At 46.8% G+C, this 25,874-nt stretch carries 23 protein-coding genes; 15 read left to right on the top strand and 8 right to left on the bottom strand.

Going from position 1 to position 25,874, the window contains the following annotated elements; translation table 11 throughout:
• Positions 1-54 precede the first annotated feature (54 nt).
• The 12 genes from rocF to CGZ75_RS23725 all read left to right on the top strand — a co-directional run bounded on the left by rocF (position 55) and on the right by CGZ75_RS23725 (position 14,178).
• Positions 55-996, top strand: a complete 942-nt coding sequence (gene rocF, locus CGZ75_RS23780) for an arginase (protein ID WP_089526912.1) — start codon at positions 55-57, stop codon at positions 994-996.
• Between the two features lie 383 nt (positions 997-1,379).
• Positions 1,380-5,792, top strand: coding sequence for a M20/M25/M40 family metallo-hydrolase (locus tag CGZ75_RS23775; protein WP_089526911.1), 4,413 nt, complete (start codon positions 1,380-1,382; stop codon positions 5,790-5,792).
• A 350-nt stretch (positions 5,793-6,142) separates the two neighbouring features.
• Positions 6,143-6,955 carry an ABC transporter substrate-binding protein gene (locus tag CGZ75_RS23770; RefSeq protein WP_089526910.1) on the top strand — a complete coding sequence of 271 codons (813 nt, stop codon included), beginning with the start codon at positions 6,143-6,145 and terminating at the stop codon, positions 6,953-6,955.
• A 21-nt stretch (positions 6,956-6,976) separates the two neighbouring features.
• Positions 6,977-7,624, top strand: coding sequence for an amino acid ABC transporter permease (locus CGZ75_RS23765; protein WP_089526909.1), 648 nt, complete (start codon positions 6,977-6,979; stop codon positions 7,622-7,624).
• Positions 7,621-8,343, top strand: a complete 723-nt coding sequence (locus CGZ75_RS23760) for an amino acid ABC transporter ATP-binding protein (RefSeq protein ID WP_089526908.1) — start codon at positions 7,621-7,623, stop codon at positions 8,341-8,343. Before CGZ75_RS23765 ends, CGZ75_RS23760 begins: the two co-directional genes overlap by 4 nt.
• Positions 8,344-8,596: 253 nt before the next feature.
• Positions 8,597-8,908: a hypothetical protein gene (locus tag CGZ75_RS23755; RefSeq protein WP_089526907.1), complete on the top strand. Its 312-nt coding sequence runs from the start codon at positions 8,597-8,599 to the stop codon at positions 8,906-8,908.
• Positions 8,909-8,988: 80 nt separating this feature from the next.
• Positions 8,989-10,028 (top strand): IS630 family transposase gene (locus CGZ75_RS23750; RefSeq protein WP_281255134.1). Its coding sequence is split into 2 segments (ribosomal slippage): positions 8,989-9,492 and positions 9,495-10,028, totalling 1,038 coding nucleotides; the frame shifts between segments, so codons are not numbered across the junction.
• Between the two features lie 856 nt (positions 10,029-10,884).
• A complete protein-coding gene (locus CGZ75_RS23740) occupies positions 10,885-11,394 on the top strand; it encodes a hypothetical protein (RefSeq protein ID WP_089526905.1) in 510 nt (169 codons plus the stop codon).
• 194 nt (positions 11,395-11,588) lie between these two features.
• Positions 11,589-12,095 (top strand): hypothetical protein, encoded by a 507-nt coding sequence (locus tag CGZ75_RS23735; RefSeq protein WP_089526904.1) that lies wholly within the window; start codon positions 11,589-11,591, stop codon positions 12,093-12,095.
• A gap of 681 nt (positions 12,096-12,776) precedes the next feature.
• Positions 12,777-13,166, top strand: coding sequence for a hypothetical protein (locus CGZ75_RS24910; RefSeq protein WP_141136884.1), 390 nt, complete (start codon positions 12,777-12,779; stop codon positions 13,164-13,166).
• Between the two features lie 338 nt (positions 13,167-13,504).
• Positions 13,505-13,930: an RDD family protein gene (locus CGZ75_RS23730; RefSeq protein ID WP_089526903.1), complete on the top strand. Its 426-nt coding sequence runs from the start codon at positions 13,505-13,507 to the stop codon at positions 13,928-13,930.
• On the top strand, positions 13,927-14,178 hold the full coding sequence (locus CGZ75_RS23725) for a hypothetical protein (RefSeq protein WP_089526902.1): 252 nt from the start codon (positions 13,927-13,929) through the stop codon (positions 14,176-14,178). Before CGZ75_RS23730 ends, CGZ75_RS23725 begins: the two co-directional genes overlap by 4 nt.
• An 813-nt stretch (positions 14,179-14,991) precedes the next feature.
• On the opposite strand, the gene CGZ75_RS25660 is transcribed toward CGZ75_RS23725, so the two are convergent.
• From CGZ75_RS25660 to CGZ75_RS23700, 3 genes are all read right to left on the bottom strand, one after another.
• Positions 14,992-15,615, bottom strand: a complete 624-nt coding sequence (locus tag CGZ75_RS25660; RefSeq protein WP_245851123.1) for a helix-turn-helix domain-containing protein — start codon at positions 15,613-15,615, stop codon at positions 14,992-14,994.
• Positions 15,616-15,735: 120 nt separating this feature from the next.
• The gene (locus tag CGZ75_RS23705) at positions 15,736-16,569 is read right to left on the bottom strand and encodes a lipase family protein (protein ID WP_089526898.1); all 834 of its coding nucleotides are present in this window, start codon (positions 16,567-16,569) and stop codon (positions 15,736-15,738) included.
• Positions 16,570-16,902: 333 nt separating this feature from the next.
• Positions 16,903-17,067, bottom strand: coding sequence for a DUF1328 domain-containing protein (locus CGZ75_RS23700; protein ID WP_089526897.1), 165 nt, complete (start codon positions 17,065-17,067; stop codon positions 16,903-16,905).
• A 302-nt stretch (positions 17,068-17,369) separates the two neighbouring features.
• On the opposite strand from CGZ75_RS23700, the gene CGZ75_RS23695 reads away from it, so the two are divergent.
• Entirely contained in the window at positions 17,370-17,963 is a 594-nt protein-coding gene (locus CGZ75_RS23695) for a DUF948 domain-containing protein (protein WP_089526896.1), read from the top strand.
• 78 nt (positions 17,964-18,041) lie between these two features.
• On the opposite strand, the gene CGZ75_RS23690 is transcribed toward CGZ75_RS23695, so the two are convergent.
• Positions 18,042-20,621 (bottom strand): LamG-like jellyroll fold domain-containing protein, encoded by a 2,580-nt coding sequence (locus CGZ75_RS23690; protein ID WP_176444999.1) that lies wholly within the window; start codon positions 20,619-20,621, stop codon positions 18,042-18,044.
• A 414-nt stretch (positions 20,622-21,035) separates the two neighbouring features.
• On the opposite strand from CGZ75_RS23690, the gene CGZ75_RS23685 reads away from it, so the two are divergent.
• Positions 21,036-22,193 carry a PP2C family protein-serine/threonine phosphatase gene (locus tag CGZ75_RS23685; protein WP_089526894.1) on the top strand — a complete coding sequence of 386 codons (1,158 nt, stop codon included), beginning with the start codon at positions 21,036-21,038 and terminating at the stop codon, positions 22,191-22,193.
• Between the two features lie 70 nt (positions 22,194-22,263).
• Here CGZ75_RS23685 and CGZ75_RS23680 read toward each other — a convergent pair whose 3' ends face one another.
• The 4 genes from CGZ75_RS23680 to CGZ75_RS23665 form a co-directional block, all read right to left on the bottom strand.
• Positions 22,264-23,625 carry a magnesium transporter CorA family protein gene (locus CGZ75_RS23680; protein ID WP_089526893.1) on the bottom strand — a complete coding sequence of 454 codons (1,362 nt, stop codon included), beginning with the start codon at positions 23,623-23,625 and terminating at the stop codon, positions 22,264-22,266.
• Between the two features lie 227 nt (positions 23,626-23,852).
• A complete protein-coding gene (locus CGZ75_RS23675) occupies positions 23,853-24,635 on the bottom strand; it encodes a sigma-70 family RNA polymerase sigma factor (protein WP_089526892.1) in 783 nt (260 codons plus the stop codon).
• Positions 24,632-25,090 carry an anti-sigma B factor RsbW gene (rsbW, locus tag CGZ75_RS23670; RefSeq protein ID WP_089526891.1) on the bottom strand — a complete coding sequence of 153 codons (459 nt, stop codon included), beginning with the start codon at positions 25,088-25,090 and terminating at the stop codon, positions 24,632-24,634. The genes CGZ75_RS23675 and rsbW overlap by 4 nt, the downstream gene beginning before the upstream one ends.
• Before the next feature lie 34 nt (positions 25,091-25,124).
• Positions 25,125-25,445 carry an STAS domain-containing protein gene (locus CGZ75_RS23665; RefSeq protein WP_089526890.1) on the bottom strand — a complete coding sequence of 107 codons (321 nt, stop codon included), beginning with the start codon at positions 25,443-25,445 and terminating at the stop codon, positions 25,125-25,127.
• 197 nt (positions 25,446-25,642) lie between these two features.
• Here CGZ75_RS23665 and CGZ75_RS25510 point away from each other — a divergent pair, with 197 nt between their 5' ends.
• On the top strand, positions 25,643-25,798 hold the full coding sequence (locus tag CGZ75_RS25510) for a hypothetical protein (protein ID WP_176444998.1): 156 nt from the start codon (positions 25,643-25,645) through the stop codon (positions 25,796-25,798).
• The last annotated feature ends 76 nt before the right edge of the window (positions 25,799-25,874 follow it).

Below are 25,874 nucleotides of genomic sequence, written 5' to 3'. Positions count from 1 at the left end.
GGTTAGATCGAATCGAGTATAAGCCTAATTCAACTGATAAAGGGGTAATCCGCTATGTTCAGTCAAGCCGAATCATATACGAGCCGTCCAGACGCCGCCAAAAAAATTCAACTCATCCATGCACCATTCTGGTTGGGCGGAGGAAGGGCCGGAGCCGAGCTCGGCCCGGAAAGCATCATCGAAGCTGGCATGAAACGCCAGCTGAAAAACATGGGCCTTGAGCTCGCTGGAGAGACCGTCGTTGATGTACCGAGACTGGCGGCTGAGCCAGCTCCGGCAATGGCGAAGATGAAATATCTTCAAGAAGTAAAAGAGATGGCAAGTTTGCTCGGCGAGCAGGTTTACCGTACGGTGGGAGCAGGTCTTTTTCCGCTCATCATGGGTGGCGACCATAGCATCGCAATCGGCACGCTGGCCGGCCTGACCGGACATTACGGGAACCTCGGCTTGATCTGGTTCGACGCGCATGGCGACCTCAACACGGAGGAAACGACTCCGTCGGGGAATATTCACGGAATGTCGCTTGCTGCTGCTGTTGGACGGGGTTCTTTTACGCTAAAAGATATCGCTGGCTCAGGACCGTATATCCGCAAAGAAAATGTTGTCATCATCGGCGCCCGCGAACTGGATCTGGGAGAGCAGGAGTACATCCGCGCAGAAGGAATCACTTGTTTCACGATGCATGAAATTGACCGAATGGGCATCCATGCCGTCATGGAACAGGCGATTGCGATTGCCGGACGCGGTACGGACGGCGTTCACGTCAGCTTCGACCTCGACTGCCTCGATCCGCTAGAAGCCTGCGGCGTAGGCACTCCTGTACCTGGAGGGCTCAACTACCGCGAAGCACACTATGCAATGGAGCTGTTGGCAGAAACGGGGCTTGTCACCTCGATGGAGCTCGTCGAAGTCAATCCTTTACTGGATCAGAACCGGCGCACGGCTCGGCTGGCCGTGGAGCTAGCCGCATCGCTGCTTGGCAAACGAATCTTGTAATCTAACTTAATCATTCATCAACTTAATAATCAACTTAATTAACTCAATCAACTTAATCAACAATCTAATAATCAACACACAACATGTGCAAACCGGGAATCTACGTGTTAACTTCCCGGTTTTTTGCTGTCTGCTCACGCAGCTACTTCACGTTAGCGGGAGGTGTTAGGCTATGTTTTGTAAATGTACTCTATGAATAAAGATGCATAATCTCGCGTTATCTCTCTAGATCGCATCATATCGCAGTATTCAACGAACAAGGCTGTGCAGAATTAGTAGTGGATGTTATAATCTCTCCCATACAATATACAGTGTTATGAATATTGTATACATAGCTAGAGTGATAGATTCATTTTATTCAACTCTTAGGGAGGAATTGGGTTTTGTACATTCAGAAAAAGAGAAAAAAAAGCAAAGCTCTGTTGTCCGCTGCTGTAGCCCTGTCCGTCATCGGATCGATTCTGTCGCCGGCAGCATATGCTGCCGAATCTACGGCTGCGCCATCTGCGGTCATGTCATCCGCAGCGCTAGAGGCACTCGCCGCGCAAACGCTTGCTGGAACACAGCTTAAACAAGGACAGCCTGGTTATGACGCTTACGGTTATCTAAGTCATCTCACAGGGACGATCGGTTCTCGTCCAGCTGGCTCGGCAGAGGAAGCTGCGGCACGAGACTATATCAAGCTTGAGCTTGAGAACATGGGGTACAGCCCAACAGTTCAAGAGTTTGTGTACAAAACCAGAACCACAGAAGGCAGAAGCAGCAATGTTATTACTGTAAAGCATGGCCAGTCTCCACGCACGATTATCGTCGGAGCTCATTATGACAGTGCAAAAGCGCCAAGCAAGGGCGCAGACGATAACGCGTCTGGCGTTGCGGTCATGCTTGAGTCAGCTAAAGCGATCTCGCAACAAAGCCTGCCTTACACCGTTAAGTTTGTTGCTTTCGGCTCGGAGGAAAACGGTCTGCAAGGCTCCAAAGCCTATGTAGCCGCTATGACGGAGGAAGAGAAAAATAATACCGTCGCTATGATCAATCTGGACAGTCTTGCAGCTGGCGACAATATGTATGTTTATGGCAACGAGGGTGACGCTGGCTTCGTACGCAACCAGGCGCTCGCCATTGCGCAGAGACTGGGACTGAACGTGCAGACGCAGCAAGGAGTCAATCCAGAGTACCCGGCTGGTACAACGGGCGACTGGAGCGATCATGCTCCTTTTAAAGCCGCCGGAATTCCTTACGGTTATCTGGAAGCGACCAACTGGAACCTTGGCGACAAGGATGGTTACACCCAGACGGAAAATGACGGGGCCATCTGGCATACGGGCAAGGACAGCCTGGGGTATTTGCAGGCTAACTATCCGGGACGCGTTGATGAGCGGCTGAGCACTTTCAGTTCTGTTCTGACAACGCTGCTGCAAGAGATCAAAGAGCCTGGGAAAGTGTTGCTGCTGAGCAATGAAAAGGCTTCACTGACCGAAAAACGTACCATCGCAGTCGAGTTTACGATTCCGCCTAGAAGCACGGTAACGGATGACACTTACCTCAATTGGACCTACGGCGGCAAGCCGTTATCCGATTGGAAACAGCGTGATTCTAAAGCTAAAGAAACCGATAAGGCATTCATTTACCTGGATGGCAAACCTGTCATCGCTAATGGTAAAGTGACAGCGAATATCGTGTTCGACCTCGCTTATGGCACAAAAGATCTGTCGCCGAGGGCGCTCCGTGTGGATTATCCGAAGCTGCTCGGCACGAACGAGCTGATGGTGACGGACAAAAAAGGCAATCGTCTCGCTTCCGCGCCGATCAAGCTGAACGTGTACGATACTTTCCGCTCGTATGACGAGATTCGTCCTGAGATCGACCGCATTACGGCGGAAGCGAAGCAGGATCGTTACATCGAGACGAGCGTACTTGGTAAATCGGTGCAAGGCCGCGACATTAACTTCACCATTTTGGCGAAGGACAAAGCGTCCGTTGAGCAGTATGTGAATGAGACGCTGCCAGCGATGACCAACGATCCAGCTGGATTGCAGGCCAAAATCCTTAAAGGCCAATTGAGCGGTTACAAAGTGCCGATCTGGATCAACAACATCCATCCGGACGAGACTCCGGGCGTCGATTCGATTCTGAACTTCTTTGAAGAGATGACGAAGAAGGACACGATCGAATACAACACAACCGACAAAAACGGCAACACTCAGAAAGTAACCATCAACATCAGCGAAGCGCTGGATAATGTCATCTTCCTGATGAATTTCACGCAAAATCCAGATGGCCGCTACAATAATGACCGTGCGAATGCAAACGGCTTCGACCTGAACCGTGACAACTCCTACCAGACTCAGCCGGAGACGAAAATTGTCACCCAGGAAATTGCCAAGTGGTCCCCGCTGTCGTTCCTGGACCTGCACGGCTTTGTCGGTGATTTCCTCATCGAGCCTTGCACACCGCCGCATGATCCTAACATCGACTACGATCTGCTGATCGATAACATGGTGGAGCAGGCGCATGCGATGGGACGCGCAGCTATAGCGAATACTTATTACGATAAGTACCACATCCCTTATGTGGAAGCCAAAGAAGTAGCGAATGATCCAAACTACAAACCGATTGGTTATGACAAAGGATGGGACGACGCTTCCCCGGCCTATACGGCGGTATATGCGATGCATCAAGGCGCACTTGGCCACACAATCGAGATTCCTGAGCTGAATGAGGAATCGACAACAGCGCTGCTGTACACGCTGCTGGCTTCTACCGATTATGTGATCAAAAATAAGCAGAAGTTGTTCTTGAACCAGCTCGAGGTGTACGAGCGCGGCATCAACAACGTTGACAGCCCGGCTGTCGACAAGTATCTGGTCAATGCTAAAAATGAAGAAATCGGACGTCCGCGTCCGGATGGCAAGAGCTTTTTCCCGGATTATTATGTTCTTCCTGTAGATGCATCAGTTCAAAAGAACGCACTGGAAGCCGCCAATATGGTGAACTACCTGCTCCGTAATGGGGTAAAGGTAGAGAAATCGAATCGCGCGGTGACGGTGGATGGAGTCACTTATCCAACTGGCACTTATATCGTTCCTATGACGCAAGCGAAACGCAGCTTCGCCAACCTGGTGCTCTATGATGGCATCAATGTATCGGACTTCGACGAAATGTATGCGGATATTGTGCAAAGCTTCTCTTATATGAGAGGATTCGACCGCTACACGGTATATGCAAAAGGGGCCTTCTCCGGCGCCACGGCTCCGGTAAGCTCGGCAGAGAAACCGACTAGCGTCGTATCAGGCTCGGCGACGCATTATGTAATCCGCAGCACGAACAATGATGCGGTGCGCGCGGTGAATGAATTGACGGCTGCTGGCAAAGCGGTCACGCTGCTTAACAAGGGCGGACAAGGATACGAGCTGGGTGATTACCTCGTTTCCTACTCTAACCTCAAGCCGCTGCTCGGCAAATACACGCTGCAAACCGTACCGTTCCCGGCTGGGACGGCAGTGGAAGGTAAGCTTTTGCCATCGGTGAAAGTTGCTTCTTCGGGCGTACCGGCGTTTGCCCTTAACGATCTGGGTTACACGGTAACGAAGGATCAGGCATCCAGCGATGTGCTGGTCAATTCGTTCAACAAGTCACTCGTCGAGGCGGGCAAGCCGTTTGTTGGATACGGCCGCTCGTGGGCGAACACGCTGAAGGGCTCGGGGCTGCTTCCAGGCTTGGATTTCAAGACGACAGGCAGCACACATGAAGGTTTGTTCAAAGCGGAAGTAAGCCAAGACAGCATCATCGGTGCGCCTTATGAGGCAAAAGATTATCTGTACACGCAATCCGGTACTTACTTCACGAATATTCCGGATGGGGCGGCAATCGTCGCTAAAGCTAGCTCCGAGAATGATTTCTTCGTTGCTGGCTGGTGGCCAGGTTATGAAAATGTAAGGGGCAAAACAATCGGTTTCACCTATAAAAAAGATCTGACCGACATCACGCTCTTCTCCAACGAGCTGACGAACAAAGCGCATCCGCAGGTACAGTACCGTTTGCTGGCGAATGCGATCTACAAAGCAGCTCCAGCGGCTGCGGCTGGCTCGATGAATGACGGTAACGGCGAAGTTCCTGTGACGGATAACGGTAACCAACCATCGTTCCCAGGACCGATTCCGACGCCAACGCCAAGTCCTTCTACTGCACCAAGCGTGACACCAGAGCCAACACCAACGCCTACGCCGCCGGTGAATGCGCCGGAGTTCAAGGATCTTGGTCCAGTTGCAGCATGGGCATCCGCAGCAATTAATGAGCTGGCAGCTAAAGGCATCCTGAAAGGTCTTACTGGCGATACATTCGGCCCACTGAAAAAGCTGACTCGCGCCGAGTTCCTGACGATGCTTGCACGCGCTTATGAGCTGCCAGCAAGTGACAAGGCGGCAAGCTTCAGCGATGTGCCTGCAGGAGCATGGTACAGCGAAGCGGTTGCTCAAGCGGTAGCCGCAGGCATCGTGAAAGGTACGGGCAACGGCAAGTTTGAGCCGAACCGTCCAGTAACTCGCGAAGAGATGGCAATTATGGCGGCCAACGTGTGGAAGCTGAACTCTGAGCCGACTACACCGGACATCGCTGCTGCGCTTAGCGGTTTTGCCGATAGGGGCGCTATCGCTTCCTATGCGAAGGAAGCTGTAGGACTGCTTGCGAGCGAGGGGATTATCCTCGGCACGGGAGATGGCAAGTTCACGCCGAGGGGCGATGCGAACCGCGCCCAAGCTGCGGTAATCGTTAGCCGCTTGTTGCTCGCTTCGTAATAACCCCTTTATGCAGCATGGCACATGGAGAAGAACGGCTTTTGAACCGTTCTTCTCTCTGCTGCTTGTAGAGCAATGAAGTAAGTTGGACTGTTTTGCGGATAACAATTATTTTCGTCATAAAAAGCGATAAAGTATTAAAGAATAAAAGCATTGGTATAGTACTATACTAAATCATCATTAAAGTCATGAATATATCAAAGAAAATTGGGCAGAACTGTAAAGTTTAATGCATATTTATACCGAGCCATTGTGCTTGGAGTCAGGCGATGTTATACTGGCTACCGTGTAATTAATATTAATTTCTATGCATAATTCCATCACATTCTTAGGGCAGGGGAGATACAGATATGAAAAAGGTATGGACGGTAACAATCGCGGCAGCACTGCTGCTCAGCGCATGTGGACAGAAGGAGAGCGCGGACAATAACGCAGCTTCCAATACAGGAGCAGGCGGCGGAGCCGAGCAAAAAACATTGACTCTGGGTACAAGCGCTGATTATGCACCTTATGAGTTCCACAAACAAATCGACGGCAAGGACACAATTGTCGGTTTTGACATCGAGATCGCCAAGGAAATCGCCAAAGACATGAACGCCAAGCTGGTCATCAGCGACATGGACTTCGACGGTCTGCTCATGGCGCTGAACACCGATAAGGTCGATATCGTTATCTCCGGCATGACGCCGACAGAAGAGCGTAAACAGAACGTTGATTTCTCGAAAATTTACTACAGGGCTGAACAAGGCGTTCTCGTGAAAAAAGGTGACGAAGGCAAATACACCTCGCTCGATAGCCTGAAAGGCAAAAAGATCGGCGTGCAAAAGGGTTCGATTCAAGAAGGCATCGCAAAAGAGGTTGAGGGAGCCAAACTGACTGCACTGGCGAAAATTCCAGAGCTGGTCATGGAGCTGTCTAGCGGCCGTGTAGATGCACTAATCGTAGAGAAACCAGTCGCCGAGCAGTACCTGAAAACACAAGACGGCATTGCGATGGCGGACGTGAAGATTGAACAAACCGAAGAAGAAGCAGGCTCTGCTATTGCCATCAAAAAAGGCAACAAGGAAGTGCTGGATTCGGTGAATAAAACGATTGATCGCCTGCAAGCAAGCGGAGATATTGACCGGTTTGTCGTTGAAGCCAACGAGATGGTTGGGGAATAATAGACGGACGGAGCGCGTTATATGAACTTTTCTTTTTTGGATGATTATGGATCGTATTTTCTGAACGGAGCCTGGGTCACGCTGCAGCTGTCGTTTTTCGGCGTGCTGTTCGGTACCCTGCTCGGTATCGTATTCGCTCTCATGCGGCTGTCTAGAGTTTGGATCGTCCGTATTCTAGCTACGGCTTATATTGAAATCATCCGCGGAACGCCGATGCTGGTCCAGATTTTCATTATTCACTTCGGATTAACTAACTTTGGCATTAACTTTTCGCCATTCATGTCCGGCGTTATTGCTCTCACAATCAACAGTGCCGCCTATATGGCCGAGGTTTTCCGGGCGGGTATTCAGGCCATCGACAAAGGGCAGACGGAAGCTGCTCGCTCGCTTGGCATGTCCCGCGGCCAGGCGATGAGACTCATCGTGCTGCCCCAGGCTTTTCGCAACATGCTGCCAGCCATCGGCAATGAGCTGATCGTCATTATCAAGGATTCTTCACTGGTATCAACGATCGGTATCGCCGAGCTGATGTACAATGCAAGGACAGTACAAAGCTCGACTTATATTCCACTGGAGCCGCTCTTGGTGGCTGCGGGTGTGTACTTCGTCATGACGTTCACCTTGTCCCAACTGCTGAATGTGCTTGAAAGGAGGCTGGGCAAACGATGATCGAGATTAAAGGACTAATGAAATCCTTCGGTAAAAATCAGGTGCTGAAGGGTATCGACGCTACTATTCAAAAGGGCGAAGTTGTCGCCGTCATCGGGCCCAGCGGCTCCGGTAAAAGTACTTTTCTCCGTTGCCTGAATCGGCTTGAAGAGCCGACGGGTGGTACGATTCGCTTTAAGGATCGCGACGTAACGGCGGCCCAGAGGGACCTCAATGTGATCCGTCAGAAGATGGGAATGGTGTTCCAGCATTTCAACCTGTTCCCGCATATGTCTGTACTGGAAAACTTGACGATCACTCCTCGTAAAGTAAAAGGCATGAATAAAGAAGAAGCCGAAAAAATCGCACTTGAGCTTCTTCGCTCTGTCGGCCTTGAGGATAAGCGTGATGCGCGTCCCGACAGCCTTTCCGGCGGTCAAAAGCAGCGGATCGCAATCGCTCGTGCGCTTGCGATGCAGCCAGAGGTTATGCTGTTTGACGAGCCGACGTCGGCGCTTGATCCCGAGATGGTCGGCGAAGTGCTCGATGTCATGAAGCGGCTGGCGCAAAATGGGATGACGATGATCATCGTCACGCATGAGATGGGCTTCGCCCGCGAAGTTGCCGACCGCCTGATTTTCATGGACGGCGGCTACATCGTCGAGGAGGGCTTGCCTCGCGAGGTGCTCAGCAACCCTCAGCATGCCCGGACAAAAGAGTTTTTGTCTAAGGTTTTGTAAGGACTTAATTAAATAAACCTTGATCGATAATAGGGTTTTACAAACTCTACTATTGATCAAGGTTTTTTTGTGTTGTTCGGATTCCTACATCATTAAAACTTGGTCAATGTTTTTTGGGGGAGTATAGGAGTATTTGCTTTACAACATTAGATGGATTGTCGCAAGATAAAACTATATCATCTAAATTCTATAACAGCATAAGGGTTAATAATGTCTTATACGTGCATAAAAGTTGGGATGGATAGGGTGCTAAATGATAAAAAACATTATGATAGATTTGATTAGGACAGGTAAATATTTGGAGGCTGAGAGCATATTATTTTCAAATCATAACAACTATGATGAGATTGAGTCATTAATATTAGATATTGCATATGAAATTAGTGAGATTACTATTTATTCTTTTGTTTCATATTTAATTTCGAAGAAAGAAACAATTGAGTTACATGGGATTGCTGCAAATTTAATGATAACTCCACTTTCTTTTCTTGATGGAGCATACAGTGTGGCACTGTATCATGTAAAGAGAGCGCTCGAAATTGATGAATTAGATAAGTTGAACTAAAGTTTCAGAAAAGTATGGTAAGGAAATCGCGACTGCATGTCGAATAAGAAAGAAAACAATTCGAACAGGCAGGGGCGAAGATGGAAAACCAAACCGCACTAAATAAATTAAAAGAAGCCATGAAACAAGAAAAGGAACGCCGCATGTATGAACGTTATCAAGCGATCTATCTCTACCTGAAGGGAAAGTCAGTCAAGGAGATTGCTGAGACACTGGACCGAAGTGACGAAACGGTAAATAACTACATTCATCGCTATCAAACTGGCGGATTATCGGCTTTACAAATGAAGTATTCGTCTGGCGCGCCAACCCGATTAACAAAAGATCAACAGAACAAACTGATGCAAACCATCGTCGACTCAGTCCCACATGAGGTGGGCTTCACTGCTCGTCATAATTGGACGCTTGAAATTATTGCGGCTTTTATTGAGCGCGAGTTTGATCGTCACTATTCCCTTCGAGGCGTCTCTAAAATGATGCATCGTCTAGGACTGAGCTATACAAAACCTACCTACACCTTGGCGGCAGCAGATCCAGCCAAACAACACGAGTTTTCAGAAAATACGTTTCCCCATTTAAAAAAAGACTCTTGAATGGCGAAGTCCGCCACTTGTTATTTGAGGATGAATCGATGATTCGCGATTACCAAGCCATTCAAAAAACATGGTTTCTACGCGGCAAACAGCGCATCATTAAAACCACAGGCAAACATCTCGGAGTGAAGTTACTTGCCACATTGGATTATGAAACAGGCCACATTGTCTGGCAAGAAGACGAACATTATACTGCGGAGACCTTTTTGAGTTTTCTTCAAAAGGTAGTTTCCGTGTATCCAGACGGCAAAATCGTCATGATTTTGGATAACGCTCGTATTCATCATGCAAAGTTACTGCGACCGTTTCTAAAAGAAATGAATGGACGGCTCGAACTGGTTTTTTTGCCTCCTTACAGCCCTCAGTTTAACCTTGTCGAAGGACTCTGGAAATGGCTGAAATCCGATGCGATCAACAACGTGTTTTATCATACTGTTTCTGAAATTCGCAAAAACGTCGGGCAGTTTATGGACGAAATAATGAAAAGGCCAACTTCCATTATTGATCGTCTTTGTATTAGATTTTAATTCTCGATTCTCGATTTCTTTAGTTCAACTTATATAGATATATCTTTTAAAGAGTTAATGATTCTTTTGAATATAGTTCCGGATCAACTTATCTCTAAAAGTGAAGCAGAAAGTTATGCCAAACAAATTCTTCTGATTGAACCTACTAATAGAGTAGCATTAGAATTTTTGAGGATTAAAAAGCTCTAGGCAACAAGCTGGTTCAAAACGAATTGCGTTAATCAATCTACCGAAATATCCTATCTTTATAATTTAGAATTAAATCAAATTGAGCCAAATGATTATTTTATCGATAATTATTATTGATTTATAGTCTTATCAAAGGATCTATCTATTTTATGTGAAAGAGGATTTGAAAATTGAGAAAAATACCATTGTCCTTGTTATTCAAAATGTTTGCTGGTGGAAAATTTTATTCTTGTCAAATTTGCATTATTTTCGCCATTCTCTTTTTTCGACTGGCAATTACTTATGATCTCTCTTTAGTTTTTTTTATTATTGATTTCATTGTGATTGGAATAATGATTAGACTATGGACAAATGAATTTAATAAAATGGAGTAAATAACGATCGAATATTAGTGAATTCATATGGTACTGGTAATGAAGTAGAGTTTACAGAGATATTGGTTTCTAATTATGACAATAAAAAAGCTGTAGTTGTTAAGGGAATAGCAGGTAGTCCGGGCTTGGATCAAAAAGGAAACATATCCTCGGTAAGTATTATAGGAAATATATTGTTCTATGTCGTCTGTTTTCCGTTCTATTTCTAAAGACTGCAATTAGTTTATCAAATGACTAATCTGCTGAGCTAAAATCTTTATACTTATCAACGGATTAATAGAGGAGGGACATTTTTGAAGCAATTATTATTAATTTTATTGTTAGTAATTATAATTGTTGTCCTTTTAATTGCAGGGCCTTGGATTTTATTGTATCTAGGTCTTGCATCTGGAGAGGATCCTCCTAAGCCCAAGTATAGTTATGGTGAATTTCCTTTTTACTTAGAGTATGAAAAAAACGGAGAGAAAATAATTGTAAAAGATAAAGTCATAGTTAAATATGATGGTATTGGTTTGAGCACAGGCACGGGTAAGTATATAAAGTGGAAGCAAACCTTGGCTAGTGGAAATGATGAAGTTGTATTGTTTGATGAAGGAGGGATGGTTAGAGTTTTTCTGGCGATTAGAGAAATGAATTATAATTTGGACGAAAAAAATGAAAACATAGAATACATAAATAGTTTTCCAAATATAATAAAGGAAGAAAAAGATGGAACAATAACATCGAGTGAGGCTATATCCAATACGAAATTGTATAATATTAAAATAGTAAAATTTGAATTTGGTAAATCAATATTAAAATGATTAAACGACGAGGTTCCAATAAGAGCGCTAACGACCGACTCCGTAAATTCATTCCCAAAGAGCAAGTCTTTGCCTCCGTTACGGATGAACAATTCGCCAAGGATTATCCGTCTCATTTTTAGAAGTATTTAAGTATCAAAAGCCAGTCTTGAAACTCTAGGAACATATACAACAGATTAGAGAATGGTGCTGGATTGTTGGAGAATGCTATATTTGCTACCACTGCACCTGCGGTGGTTAAAATTGGACTTGATGTCTCATATGGAGCAAAGCTAAAAGTCTATTTTTTTGATCAGAAGGAAGATGATTGGGGATTATTTTATGAAAACCTATCATTACCAATATATTTAATTGTGTCAATCGGTTCAGGTTTATTATTAATAGCCTATTTTATTTGCAGAAGATCAAAATACTCAGTTCTCTTCGTGATTGGAATGATTTTTATTAGTTTGACATCTATCCTGTCAGGGATAATGAGATTAATTAATGAATACACATTATTTAATAGACAATTGGAGTATGTTCAAAAGTTACCCTTCATTGGTTTTATTGGTATTCCATTACTCATTATAGGAGCATATCAACAATCAAGCCGCGATCCTGAAAAAAGGAAATTAATTATAAGATTAGGTGTTTTGTTTATTTCTATAATGATATTTTTGGGGGTAATTGTTTTAATTGCACTTATGAAAAGGAAGTAAAAAAACTTACCTACTTTCATTAAGCAGATATACAGCTATTAGAAAGTTTCAGAGACAAAAGGACACTGGTATTAAGAACTAGCGACCATTGTAGGCGTTCATCAACTCGGTGCCGGGGCAAAAGGGGAGTATGCCCAAGCCATGGGCCGATTAACGAGGTAGATTAAGCGCAAAAATCCATTGTCGTTGTAGACGCTCCTGGGAATCCATTTCAATTCGAGCTGATTGGAGGAGAATCGCATGATTCCGTCATGGGTTACAATATCTTTGCTTGACGAGACCTATTATAAAGCTGAGTCTTCGTAGATCGGGCTTAACATTCCACCAAATTATGGATCTTCCCAACCAACAGAAAGCGACTCTCATCATTCTAAGCAAGAGAAACCACCGCAAGCCACGTTAGCTGGACAAAGAGAGTCATTTGGTCGAATGCTTCTTCAATAAGGTTGAAAACAACCGCCGATTAGCCACTCGCTTTGACAAATTATCGTGTACGTTCAAGGCTTTTTTGACGTTGGCTTCTATTTTGGTCCGTCTTGCCTAGGATTGCATACACACCTTAGTAGCCGTTGGTCTTATTGGAGCTGGTGTTCCAGTGATTGTAGTTGGTGGTGCAAGAATTAATTTGGGTGAATGTGTTGAAAGACCGATACTTGGATGAGGAAGGATGAGTTATACAATTTGAATACTTTTTATGAAAGTATGCCTTTACCAATTTACTTATTATTAACCATCGGTGGTTCGTTTGCTATCGGTATCTATTTTCTAAGAAGAACGTATGAATATCCTACAACCCTTATTTTTGGAACTACTTTTTTGGCTCTTTCATCTTTAATTGCAGGTATAGTTAGGATTTTGAAAGAATTTAATATTGATGGGAAATACTCAATTTATCTTGGACTTGCTCCAATGCCGTTCGTGCTTGGATCAATTTTATTTATTTGTATTGGATCTTATCAAAAAGTAAAACATGATGAATCAAAAAGACGAGTAGTACTATTTGTTTCAATTGGTTTGGCTTTAATTGTGCTATACGTAACGTTATTAACTATTTTTCTTGTGATGAGATAATCAAACTGAGACCGGATGAGGGAGAATGACTCCGTGTAATCTTTTTAGAGAGGATTCTCTTAAGCCTAAGTATAGTTATGATGAATTTCCTTTTTACATAGAAAAGTATATGGAGTGGAGGAAAACATAATTTTGATGAAGAAGATTATTCGGATTTGCTTCCTTATAGAATAAAAGAAGAGAAAAGCGGGAATATGAGATCGAGCTTGGTGTTATGAGCTTTCGTAATTCAGGTTTAATCATTCTACCGAAGAAACTGAATAATTAATATTAAGCAATGAAGTAGCTTTATTATTTTCAGTTCTACTCCAATACAAGTGTGAAGGAGCATAGAAATTATGTACTTAATAAAAAGAATAATTGCGATTATCTTAGATACAATTATTGTTTCTTTGATCACAACCCCTGTTGTTATTCTTGTAGTGTTAATTTATGGAGATAAAATTTTATTTGATTTAAATAGTTTTATACTTTTAATATTAATTATTTCTCCCTTGATAATTTACGAAATTATATGCGAAGTGATCTTTCAACGATCAGTTGGAAAAAAAGTAATGGGATTATCCATTATTAATTTAGAAGGGAAAAGATTCGGGTTTTCGAAAATTATTATGCGGAATTTATTAAGGATGTTGGATCATGGTTTATTTTTAGGATGTATTTTTATTTTATTTACGAGAAAAAAGCAGAGAATAGGGGATATTTTAGCAGGGGCTATTGTGGTAGATCAAAAGGAGTTTAAATCATGGAGTGATCTTTTATGAAGCATTATTGTCCAGTATGTGGATTTCCTGATTTGGATGAGAAGCCTTATATAAAAAATAGTGAAGCAGGCAGCTTTGATATTTGTCCTTGCTGTGCTTTTCATTTTGGTTATAATCCTAAGCATACAATTCCTGAATATCGGTTTAGCTGGATTAAGAATGGTGCTGAATGGCTCTCTGAAGAAGACAAGCCAAATGATTGGAGACTAGAAATGCAATTGAAGAATTTAGGGATAACGTTAGAATAAAGTTACGAGCTTTAAGTTAAAGAAGGTCCACTTGCCTTGATTTTATCTAGATGAGATTTGATTTTGGAACGATAAAGTGATTTTAAGAAAGGACGGCACATGGACTATTTTATTTGGTTTTTCGTGTTAATATTTCTTATCTTAATAATATCTATATTAATTAAGATTTATTTACCTGTTAGGGAATATGATTGTAATGTAATAGATAAAAATAAGACTAGATGGAATGGTATGTCCGCTTCAAGCAAGATGACCTCATATGAATTTGTTGTCATAACAAGAGAATTTAAGGAAATTACAGTTATTGTTCTGAATCCAGAAGCGTATAATAATGTGAGTATTGGTGACCATGGTAAACTAAAAGTCAGAGGGAGATTTTTAATTGAATTTATTAAAATTTAGGTGTTGACTACCACATGTGAATTTAATATTCCATGTGGTTTTTTGTGAAAAATAAAGCAAGTTAAATCGCTTGTACCCCTTATATTAATCATTAAAGTGGGCTTGTTATATAATCACGAAACGGTAGTAAAGCTGTCAAAGCCAACAAATATTCCATCGTATAAATAGAGGATTATTGCCCTCTGAACGGCGAGACTTTATCCCGTGCCTCGCAGTGTTTGGCCTGTGTACACAGTCCCTGTCATCTGAAAATTGACGATGACAATGACGATAGAACGGCCACCGCTCACCATTCGTAGTAAAACATCTGGAAGAACGCTCCCGCTGGAGCGGGGCAACGGGAACTGGTAATTTAGCATCTGCAGCACTTGAAGCATCTTTAGAGCAGGTACATTCTAAGCGACTCCTGCTCTAGAGTTTCAAGCGTTGAGCCTGCCGATAGGCTTCCAAGCTGGCAACAAGGAAGTGTCGTTCATCCGCCGTCAGGTTGTCCAATATTAGAGGATTGGCTTCCGAGACGGAAGCATGCGCGCCAGTAGGAGCGGTCGCGGCTGGCAAGCCGGAATTCGCAGGATTCGCAAGGCTCGCAGGACTCGCAGTACTTGCAGGACTCGCAAGGCTCGCAAGGCTCGCAGAACTTACAGGGCTCGCAAGACTAGCAGCGCCAGTCGCTGACGCATTCGCATCGGCAGCGCGGGCTGAAAGCCCAGCAGCCGAATTGATGACAGCAGCATCAACTGCTGTAACATCAGTTGCTCCCGCACCGACTGATGCGACTGCCCCATTAACAGGCGTGCCCGCATCGGGCCCGTCCAGGCCGAGCAAATAATCCGTTGACACGCCGAACAGGTGGCATAGCTGCAGCAGCATGGCGTAATCGGGCTCATTGATGTCATTTTCATATTGGGACACGGTGGACTTGGCAAGACCGAGTCGATTCGCAAGCTGTCGCTGCGTCCAGCCGAGTAGCTGTCGCTGTTTGCGAAGCTGGGAACCGATGCCGGACCAACCGGAATCAGAAGTAGATGAGCTCACAGAGGCGGACTCCTTTCCGAAGTTAAGGATGAAGTTCGCCCTATTATACCGCATCTATCAAAATAAGTTCAGTCTGGATGTCTGTTCCCGAGAGGGAGGGCAGCCGGGCTTTTTCTTGTTTCAACTGCCTTCTCCCGGCAGCTTCTGCTCATGCGGGCACCATCCGATCGGACTGCGGCACATGGCCTCTGCTAATTGGGGTTCCTTTTCGGCAAGGGCATTGAAGTAGTTAACTAACACATGATTACCGGAAAAGCTCCCGCCGTTGAAATCCAGCTCTGACAATTCGCTGACATGCGAGTAGTAATAAATCAGCTTCGTTCGAGGCTCCTGGTAGACGAGGGGTGGCAGGTAGGTAACGATGTCATTGCCATTCGCCACTCGGAAGCTGCGGGTAACTGCTTTGGCATAGGTTTCGGCGAACTGGGAATTACCGACACGTGGGGAGGCGTACGTATAGACAATCGGCGAGCGAAAAACGCTATTCACAGCCAGATCCAGCGCCGCCAGTGTGGAGATTGCTCCCCCTAAGCTGTGCCCGGTAAGGAACAGCGGCTTGCGTGAAGGTGTTTTGCCGAGCAGCTCAAGCAGCTGCGGGCGAAGGCTTTTGTACAGGGAAGTGAAGCCGCGATGGGTGGAGCCGCCATTTTTGACTAGGTCAAAATCGATTTGATCCGCCATGAAGTCGGTCAGCCACTCCGACGTGGAGATAGTGCCGCGAAAGGCGACCAACACCGCATCAGGTGACTCCGCCACGAAGCCGAAAGGCTGACTATTTACGCTAGAAGCTCCACCTGTGTGGATAATGCCGATTACCTTGAATTCATTTGGCAAGCGTACCTCTCCGGTTCCTTTGAGAAGCAGATAGGTTTGTCCGCACACAGCCGCCAAAAACAAGGCCGTCCGGTCGTCCATGACAGGGGTGCCGCTGCTGAGTTTCTTTTTCCTGCACACGCTGCCCAACTCCTTCGCCGCTAAATAACTTATAAAGTAGTATATGCAGCAAGGACGGCAGTTGCGCCTAGACGGATGCTCAAAGAAGATGGGCGTTAGCTGGTGTTTGTGAGAAGTGGAGTAGAGTACTGGCCTGGAAAAGAAAAGATTGCTTCAATAATGCGTCAGCCACTTGCTAGCAAACAAGCCTAGACTGCTGCCAAGAAACCGAAAAATCCCGGCCCCTTAGTAAGGGTGCCGGGATATCGGTCAGGCGGTCAGCTTGCCTAGAGCCCTTGCGGGCTCAGCCAGTTTTGTTCGCGCTACCTTCGCGCTACCTTCGCGCTACCGTCGTTAAACTTTCGTCTTTCGGCCCGTAATAAGGGAAACTACGAACAGGATCAGGAAGACGAAGAACAGAACTTTTGCAATGCTTGCTGCTGCTCCTACAATGCCGCCGAAGCCGAAGATTGCTGCGACGATCGCGATAATAAGAAAAATAGCTGCCCATCTTAACATGGAAATCACCGTGCCCTTCAAAGGTTTTTTAAGCAGATTCGGCAGCTTCGGACGCTGTTTTTATAACCTGTCAGAAGCTTTCGAATCTGCCGAACGTTTACTTGTCGTCCGCTGTTGTAGCAATATTAACCCTTGCCCATGACGGCGAAACAAGTATTTGAGTTGGAAAATAAGCCTACATCTTATTAATCTTTTTATTATTCTTCCGAAAAGGCTTGGCTTGATTGGAGCAGCGCTGCCAAGGGTATTAACGAATACATAGACCCGGCAAGTTCAAGGCCGTCAAAGGGAGGACATAAAAAATGGATACAGTTATTGCAATCAGCGTACTGATTATTGCCATTTCAATTGCGGTACTCGTGGTGTTTTTGGTGCAAACGCTGCGCAAGGCTCAGCAGTCGATGGAAGCGGCGAGTGGCGCAATTCGTGAGGTACAAGGAGCGATTAAAGAGTGGAAAGGCGATGTAGATGCTCTCGTCATCAGCGTTAAGGACTTGACTAATCAAGTGAATCATCAAATTGATGCAGTCGATCCGCTAATGGCTTCAGTTCGGGAAGTTGGCACGACGGTGCATGAGGTTGCAGCAGCAGCTCGTGAATTCTCTAGCGGCTGGACGAACCGCCTGCGCCGCAAGGCTCATGAGTCGGCCGTTGCCACCGAGCTCAAAACGGAAGGCATCAAGGCATCCTTGCCAGCTGTCGGAGCAGATTCTCTCAGCAGCAGCGCTGTAGGTACAGCGGTTCCGCTTCGTGCAGGTGCAGCCGCACCCGGTCAGCCTCCGCAAAAGATTCCGGTTGTCGCCGAAGAACCAGCAGGCGCTCCGGCATGGGTCGGCTGGTTGGATGTTGGCATCCAGGCTGCGCGCCTCATTCGCTCCAGCCGCAGCAAAGTGTAATCACAGTCTCCCCTCCCGTATACGGTTACGATAAAAAAGGAGTGAATCCCAAACGGGGTTCGCTCCTTTATCATGAAGTTAAGGTGTTACATTATACAGATTACTGATCTCGGCAGCTGTGAGAGCTTTTTTGGAAAGATGAACTTCGTCAATTACACCGTTCCAGTTCGCGCTTGTCACGGAAGGCGACTTATGCGCTCCGATTCGGAAATCACCCGTTGATGATTGTGTGGTTGCTGTTCTTGTTGAATCCAACACACCGTTGATATAGAACTGAAGGTTGCTTCCGCTTTTGACCAGCGCCACATGTGTCCATGTTCCCGTAGGAATCGTACCTGTGGACATCGAGGTGACACCCCCGAGATAAGATCTCAGCTGCCCGGAATTGACATCCCGATATAAGATGCTTCGTCCTGAACTGCCTTCTTGGGCAAATATCGTTTGATTAGAGCCGGCATTCGAAGCTTGATCGAGTTTAACCCAGGCAGCCATCGTGAAGTCGGTAGCAGCAGGGTCGAAGAAATTCGGAATTTTTATAAAATAATCGCCAAAAGTACTTGTTCCTATAGGTGCGAGGTCAAGCGCGCCACCTGTTTTGCCTTGTGAAACCCATGTTGCCGTTCCGCCAGTGGAAGAAATCGTACCGTTCAGGTTGTTGCCCGAAGAATCGGCTGCTATAGAACCGGAAGTTTCATCCAGCTTGTAATGAGCCGTACTGCCATCGGAGGGAAGAACGATAGAACCCGTTAATTTAATCGCGGTTAAGGTGTGCGCAGGGAAGGTATAGGTGAACGAACTTCCTGATACAGGAATCATCGACACTTGATTCACGACTACTGGCGCCTGACCGGATGGATTCAATTGGTCCAGTGCCAGTCCTTCTCCAAGCTTCCACACCGCAGCGCTTGCTCCTGGTGCGTAATTCGCAATGTTAAGGTTTGTTGCGTAGTCATTCGTCGGATCTTCATTCATGACAAGTACGTATAAATCACCATTGGCATCCTTTGTTGCAACGGCATTAAGTGAATTGACCGGTTTCGGGTTAGTACCCGGCGGGGTGTAGGTAGGTATATTTTGAATCGTAGGAGCGTCCAATGCTACTGATCCCGTCATATTCACGAGCAGCTTGAACATTTGAGCCGTTGCACTCTGTGAGAAGTTATAGGAGCTGCCCGGTATATTATTACTATTAAAGATGGCAGCAGGCCCATTTCCTAGCGTGTCATTGGTTGCCCAATCATCAATCATACTATGTTTAGCTGCTACTGGAACGCCATTTTGAATAAAGTTGAACTGGTACTTGGCTGTAATAAGGGCGCTGCCTAACCCGAGCTGATAATTTTTGGATTCGTTAATGTGAGAATCCTGGCCAAGCCCATATTCGGAAGGATAGACGATCCCGCCGGATAGCGGTTCATTTTTTAAAATCCTCTGCAGATTGTTAACTTCATAAAGGGTGGCACCGACTTGGCTCATCGTAGCTTTGTAATAATCGACCAAGCTCAGGGTCCTGTTTTGATTCACCGTATAGGGATGGATCGACATGCCGTCGTAAGCGACGTTAGCGGCAGCAAGCGCAGCTATTGTTTTACCGTCATGCAGGTTGCTGAGCACTTTAATGGAAGGATCGACGCTTTTCATAGCCGTAATATAATCTTTGTATCCAAAATGGTAGGAACTGTACGAAACCGTTATTGCCGCGCCGGCCGGCGGGATTTTTCCATTCACGCCATTTCCGAATCTAATCAATCCGCTGTTGTTATCCAATTGGTAAACGGGATCATTCGGGCCGTAGCCTGCAAAAGTAGCCACTTTTGTCCACGCTGTATTGTCCACGTAAACCGCGTCGGTTCCCGCCGTTACAGGTCCATAAGCTACATAAACCTGCTGCCCCGCAGCTCCAGTGCTGGAATACTTATTGTTTAAAGAACTCCAGTCCCCTTTGAGAACAACAGGCTGTTTCGTGAAGGAAATGGTGCCTCCATTGACATAATAGTTTTGATAATCTTGGCCTGCAGGGATTCCATTGAGCCAATACTTTTGATAACCAAGATATGTCTCGTTCCCGATTTCAAAATAGTTGATGTTGTACGGTGCTGGGTGACCGTTGCTGATTCGCAGCTGCACATAAGGATTGCTGGTATTCGTGCCGTTCAAGTACTGCACCAGGTTAGCTGCATCTGTCGGATTGCCGTTCCCCATGTTGTACATATACGTCATTTCAGTGCCGGTATCTTCGGAGAATTTAAGCGCAGCATCCAGATCGAAGTCGGAAATCTCCGGTGCGAACGTTTTGCCGTGAATTTGGGGAAGTCCGCTGTCTGGATTGGTATTGTTCCCGTTGCCTACACCACGCTGCCATTGAAATAAGTTTGCTATTGTACCGCCAGGGTATCGCATTGTCTTCAGACCGATATCGTTATAACTGTTTTCAAAGTCAGGATATACTTGCTGGTTCACCGAATCATACATGCCAATGCCATTTTTGTAATACCGATGATTACCGCCAAACAGCAAAGGGGAGACGTTTGTTGCATTGGTATTAGCATTAAATGAAATAACCGGATTCGCCGTTGCACTGACAGTTGTTAGAGGTATTATTGTACTTGAGAGCGTAAGTACACTTAGCAAAACCATGAAGCGCTTCTTTAACTTCATTACATTCCACCTCATTTTAAAGTAGTTTTTATACAAAATAGTAAAACTGCGTTCCGTCCCCCCTCGTGAAGCAATATCAACTATAATTATAATGAAATCGATTTCATTTTTTGGTCAAATGTTCTGTTTTTTTTGTTAAAATATCGGCAATCCTGGGGAGGCCGGATGCAGATATTTAAGCAGCCCGTTTAATCCTTCTCCGCTTTGGTTAATGTACAATTGACACTTTGCAGTTGTTGCTGTTAATCTGGCCATGCTTGCGGTCTTACTGGACTTTGCCGGTTAGTTCCGCTACGATAAATCTCAAGAAACAATTGGAATAACGCTGTTGTCACGGGAATGGCTTAGGTTACTACTTAGCTTTTATCAGGCAGTTCATCTGCACTTGCTATGATTTGGGGAGAATGAATCAACATGCGCATTGTGGTAGTCGATGATAACGCGATGAACATTACAGTCGTTCAGGAAATGCTCAAACGTGCAGGATATTGGGATGTTCGCGCCGCTTCTTCCGGCATGGAGCTTTTCTCCATGATGGGACTCGAAGAGGATGGCACAGAGCCAGAGGGAAGCGGACATACGCCAGATGTTGATCTTATTCTGTTGGACATGATGATGCCTCGGATAGACGGAATTGCTGCGTGCCAAGCGATACAGGCTTCGGAGCGCTTGCGCGACATTCCTGTCATTATGGTAACGGCGATCGGTGATTCCAAAAAGCTCGCCGAGGCGCTGGATGCCGGCGCAATCGATTATGTAACTAAGCCGATCAATCGGATCGAGCTGCTTGCGCGCATTCGCGTGGCGCTGCGGCTCAAGCAGGAGAAGGATTGGCATAAAGAGAGGGATCGCCGCATCCGGGAGGAGCTGCAGCTGGCCAAGGAGGTTCAGTCTGCTGCCCTCCCATCTAAACTGGATGAGAAGGGCATCGTTATCGATGCCATCTACCAGCCCTCGGAGGAGCTGTCCGGAGATCTGTACGCCTGGAATCGTATTGATGACAATCGGTACGGTATAGCCGTCATTGATGCGATGGGGCACGGTATTTCTTCCTCTTTGGTCTGTATGTTCATTGCCTCTGTGCTTCGTGATGCAATGGTGACCAAGGTCGAGCCGGTCCGCGTCATGGAAGAGCTTAACCGCCGTGCGCTGCAGCTGGAGTTCGCGGATCAACTGATCCAGTATTACTTCACGGCTTTATATTTAGTTGTAGACCTGGGCCGCGGCACGGTGGAGTATGTCAATGCGGGCCATCCACCGGGACTGCTTGTCCGAGCTGGGGCGGATGAACCTGTCGAGCAGTTATCAGGTGGTGGTATGGCCGTTGGACTATTCGAGGACGTTCCGTTCACGAAGCAGGTGCTCAAGGTTCGAGAAGGCGACCAGCTGTTATTGTTCACGGACGGACTGCTTGAGCTTGTTACAGGCCCAGAGGAGAACAGGCTGGACCTGCTGATGGAGCGAATGGCCGGAGCGGTGCGACAGAGCGGTTCTCTTCAGGAGCTGATCCAGGGTGAGCCCGGTCAGCCTCGTCCAGACGACTGCTGCCTAGTGCAGATCAGCATTCGTTAATGCAGTGTGTATCTAATCAACGTGGTGAAAAAAGGCTCCAATTGGCAGATAATCTGCCGATTGGAGCCTTTTACATACCATCCGAACCGTCCGAACCATCCAAGCCGGGATACGGCCTGCTACTGCGGCTATTTTTGCCGCCGGACTTGGCAGTGTTTTTAGCTGCCTTGCGGGCTGCTTTACTCTGCGTTTTACCCCGTTGCCGTCGGCCATCCGTCCCGCTCGGTTCTAGTGATCCGTCTCCAGTTGCCCTCGAACGGGCGGGGATGGCTTCGGACCAATCGAAGGTTCCTCCATAAGCTTCGTAAGTGTCACTCGTCGCTGCTTGACTTCTGCCGGAGCGCCTTCGACCTTTGCGCTTGGAACTGCTCCGATCAGTGAGCAGATCGCCGGTCCAGCCCTTATACCACAGCCACGCATAGAGGACGGCTGCGAACAGCACGATGGCAGTACATAAAATGACGAAGCCCCAGCGGCTTTCTACCCCCGGCAAATAGCGGAAATTGACCCCCCAGAGAGATCCGGCAATGGTCGGAGGAACGAACAAGGCGGTGAAGATCGTCAGTGTTTTCATAATGTCGTTGCCCCGGAAGCTGGCAATGGCATCGTCCATCGCGATCAGCGTGTCTATCTCGACGGTATAGCGGGTGAGCAGAGAATCTATTCTCTCCAGCTTATAGCTAAGCCGCTGGAAAGCGGTTGTCTCCATGAGCTCGTCCATGTAAGCTTCCTTGGCGGAGTCCTGCACTTCCTGGATGGCCAGAAACTGATGGGTCCAGTGAAGCAGTTCATGTCTCAGCTCAAATATGACCGGCAAAAGAGCGGTTCGGTTGCGTCTGCGCACGGACTCTTCAACCTTCGTGAGCTTGCGCTCGTAATCGTCGAGGCCGCTATGGAATACTTCCAGCATAGCCCCAAGCAGAACGAGAAAAGCTTCTTGTGCGGAGACGCAACTCTCCATTGAGGAGGACCAGGTGCTGGCTTGTAACCGCAAAGGAAGCCGCGGGTCTTCATGCCAGGTGACCAGGCGATTGCCACAAAGCCAGAAATGCATCGGCTGCAGGCTGCTACTCTGTTCGGTCGGTTGAATCATTACGGTGCCGGACAGTAACGGTTTTCCAGTCTCGTCGAGAGCGTAGCTGACCTGGTTGTGGCGTCTGCCAGTCGTCTCGCGAATCCAGGGACCGCAGAAGGGCAGCTCAAGAGCCAGCTGGCGGTCCTCAAGCATGTGAGGCTCTGCCGTTTCAGCGTACTCCTTCTGCGCCACGGTTGTTGGACCCTTTTCAGTTGCGGCAGGGCGGCTCTTACGGTGCGAGCGCGAAAGGGGAGTGGGAGGCGCGACATTGGCTGCTGCGGAGAGGGACAGACTTCGTTCTTCCTGGATAATATGCCATGCCCAGCCGGTCTCGTATCGCAGCTTGCGATGAATCATAGTGTCGCGCCTCCTTCCGTTCAAGGTTAATCAATCTTCAACATCATACCCCGAAGAGCCGCCTCTTACAACTAATGGGAGCAGGTACGGACGGCGTTCAGTCGAGCCTAAACAGGGCTTAATCTCACTCGTGAAGTCTCGTAAAGCGGCCATAAATAAAGGCCGCATCCGTCGAAGCCGGATACGGCCTTAAGTGCGTGCTGGAGATTCTGTCAACAAGAAGTGACTCAACTCTCATCGTAGGGCTGTCCATCCTCAGACAGAAGTCGCTTAAGCTTATCAATCGCACGTCGTTGGATACGCGATATGCTCATCTGGGAGACGCCAAGTCGGTCGGCGATGAGCCGCTGCGGAATGCCTTCCTCGAAAGCAAGCTGCAGTACCTGTTGTTCTTCCGGCTTAAGTTGTTCCAGCGCGGACTGCAGGTCCATCTTTTTGTCTACGGAATCGAAGTCATCCCCTTGGGAGCCAATCAGCTCGCCGAGCGTTGTTGTACTCTCATCCTCGGAAATAGGTGTATCAAGCGAAATGTAATGGTATAAGTCCCGTCCGCCGAGAATTTCCAGTGTTTCTTCCACTGAAAGCTCCATCCGTTCGGCAATTTCTTCTACACGCGGAGATCGCTCAAGGCGTACCGTCAGCTCATCGATAGCTTGCTGAACGGCTATGCCCTTCTCCTTGATGCGGCGCGGTACCTGGATATACCAGGATTTGTCCCGCAGGTAGTTTTTCATATGGCCGATAATGCTCTTCATGGCATAAGGTTCGAACTGCACACCGAGCGAAGCATCGAACTGGGCAAAGAGGCGAAGAAGCGCCATCTGGCCTACCTGATACAGATCCTCATACAAGTCTGGACGGTTTCGGGCAATTTTGCCGGAAGCCATCTTAACCATCGGCTCATAATGGGTAATGAGCAGCGTGGCTATTTCGTTATTGGGATTGTTCTGGTATTCCAGAATGAGAGCTGTCCCCGCTTGGGAGGATTGGCTGGCCGGCTGCATGGTCATGCCATCTCCCCACTTTTTTCCAGGCGTTTGGTAAGAACTACCTCCGTCCCTTTTTCACTTCGAACTTCGACTTCATCCATAAGAGCTTGCATCAGGTAAAGGCCAAGGCCTCCTGCCTGAATGTCTTGAATGGACTTGCCATGTAAAGGCTCGGCTTTTTGAGCGACGGATGCGGCATCGAAGCTATGGCCTTCATCTTTGACGACGATGGATAGGGAATCCACCGTGCGAACGAAGCTTACTTCCATTTCGCCGTGAGGCTCGGTGTCAAGACGTCCGGCGTATGCGTAAAGAACGGCATTGTTGCAGGCTTCCGATACGGCAACCTTCATATCTTCAATCTCCTCGTACGTAAACCCTATTTTCGTGGCTATACCGTACAGAGTAAGTCGGATCAAATCCAGATAATCGGATTTTGCCGGCAGTTTGAGTGTAATTTTTTCATCAGCTGTCATGATTCAGTTCGGTCCTTTCTAGGCGCTGGAGGCTTCAGGATTTGGTAAGGAATGTGGTGATGCCGGTCATGTCGAACAACTTGCGAATGCCAGGTGGTATCGCCTCGACTTCGAACGGAGCGTTCTTGGCGTGACGGGCTTTGAGAACAGAGACAAAAATGCCGATACCGGTGCTGTCGATATATTTGAGATCTCTCAGGTTAAGGATCAATTCTCGATCCGTCAGTTCCATGAGTGGAGCCATTGCGGCGCGTAGCTGGGAAGCGGAATCAAGATCAAGCTCTCCGCTCAGGTAGACGATACAGCGGCCTTCCTGAGTCTCGGTGCGTAGTTGAAACTTTTCATTCTGGTTCATAGATCCCTCTCCTGATTAAGTGTCTTAGCAGCTTAGTTGATATAAGTTCATAAGTAGATAATAACCCACCAGAGAACTCTTGAAACGTCTGAAACAACGTAAATATAGAATTTTTTTTTAATTCCAGAAATCGGTTTTTTCTATAAAAGCAAGGGTAATACAGCATTAAGCAATGAAATCCAGAGGAGGTCAAGATCATGGAAAATCGGAATGTGCAAGTGGAGGAAAGGCATGTGGAGCATAGATCGGATTCCAGCCTGGTAGCATCAACATTCATTAAATACGCGGCATACATCATTATTTTCTTCGGTGTACTGTACTTCTTAATTAAATACATCATCCCCATGTTCTAATGGATGCCGGGCTGATGGGCTGGGCATAGTGAGGTAGAAACAACCTTCTCGGTGCCCAATGGCGACTTTTTTGAAC

Source organism: Paenibacillus herberti (assembly GCF_002233675.1).
GTDB lineage: Bacteria > Bacillota > Bacilli > Paenibacillales > Paenibacillaceae > Paenibacillus_O > Paenibacillus_O herberti.
This window is presented reverse-complemented; position numbering and strand designations above follow the sequence as displayed.

Coding starts and splice junctions, on each gene's coding strand:
- rocF (WP_089526912.1), top strand. CDS start 55: ATGTTCAGTCAAGCCGAATCATATACGAGCCGTCCAGACGCCGCCAAA.
- CGZ75_RS23770 (WP_089526910.1), top strand. CDS start 6,143: ATGAAAAAGGTATGGACGGTAACAATCGCGGCAGCACTGCTGCTCAGC.
- CGZ75_RS23765 (WP_089526909.1), top strand. CDS start 6,977: ATGAACTTTTCTTTTTTGGATGATTATGGATCGTATTTTCTGAACGGA.
- CGZ75_RS23760 (WP_089526908.1), top strand. CDS start 7,621: ATGATCGAGATTAAAGGACTAATGAAATCCTTCGGTAAAAATCAGGTG.
- CGZ75_RS23755 (WP_089526907.1), top strand. CDS start 8,597: ATGATAAAAAACATTATGATAGATTTGATTAGGACAGGTAAATATTTG.
- CGZ75_RS23730 (WP_089526903.1), top strand. CDS start 13,505: ATGTACTTAATAAAAAGAATAATTGCGATTATCTTAGATACAATTATT.
- CGZ75_RS23725 (WP_089526902.1), top strand. CDS start 13,927: ATGAAGCATTATTGTCCAGTATGTGGATTTCCTGATTTGGATGAGAAG.
- CGZ75_RS23700 (WP_089526897.1), bottom strand. CDS start 17,067: ATGTTAAGATGGGCAGCTATTTTTCTTATTATCGCGATCGTCGCAGCA.
- CGZ75_RS23695 (WP_089526896.1), top strand. CDS start 17,370: ATGGATACAGTTATTGCAATCAGCGTACTGATTATTGCCATTTCAATT.
- CGZ75_RS23690 (WP_176444999.1), bottom strand. CDS start 20,621: ATGAAGTTAAAGAAGCGCTTCATGGTTTTGCTAAGTGTACTTACGCTC.
- CGZ75_RS23685 (WP_089526894.1), top strand. CDS start 21,036: ATGCGCATTGTGGTAGTCGATGATAACGCGATGAACATTACAGTCGTT.
- CGZ75_RS23680 (WP_089526893.1), bottom strand. CDS start 23,625: ATGATTCATCGCAAGCTGCGATACGAGACCGGCTGGGCATGGCATATT.
- CGZ75_RS23675 (WP_089526892.1), bottom strand. CDS start 24,635: ATGACCATGCAGCCGGCCAGCCAATCCTCCCAAGCGGGGACAGCTCTC.
- rsbW (WP_089526891.1), bottom strand. CDS start 25,090: ATGACAGCTGATGAAAAAATTACACTCAAACTGCCGGCAAAATCCGAT.
- CGZ75_RS23665 (WP_089526890.1), bottom strand. CDS start 25,445: ATGAACCAGAATGAAAAGTTTCAACTACGCACCGAGACTCAGGAAGGC.
- CGZ75_RS25510 (WP_176444998.1), top strand. CDS start 25,643: ATGGAAAATCGGAATGTGCAAGTGGAGGAAAGGCATGTGGAGCATAGA.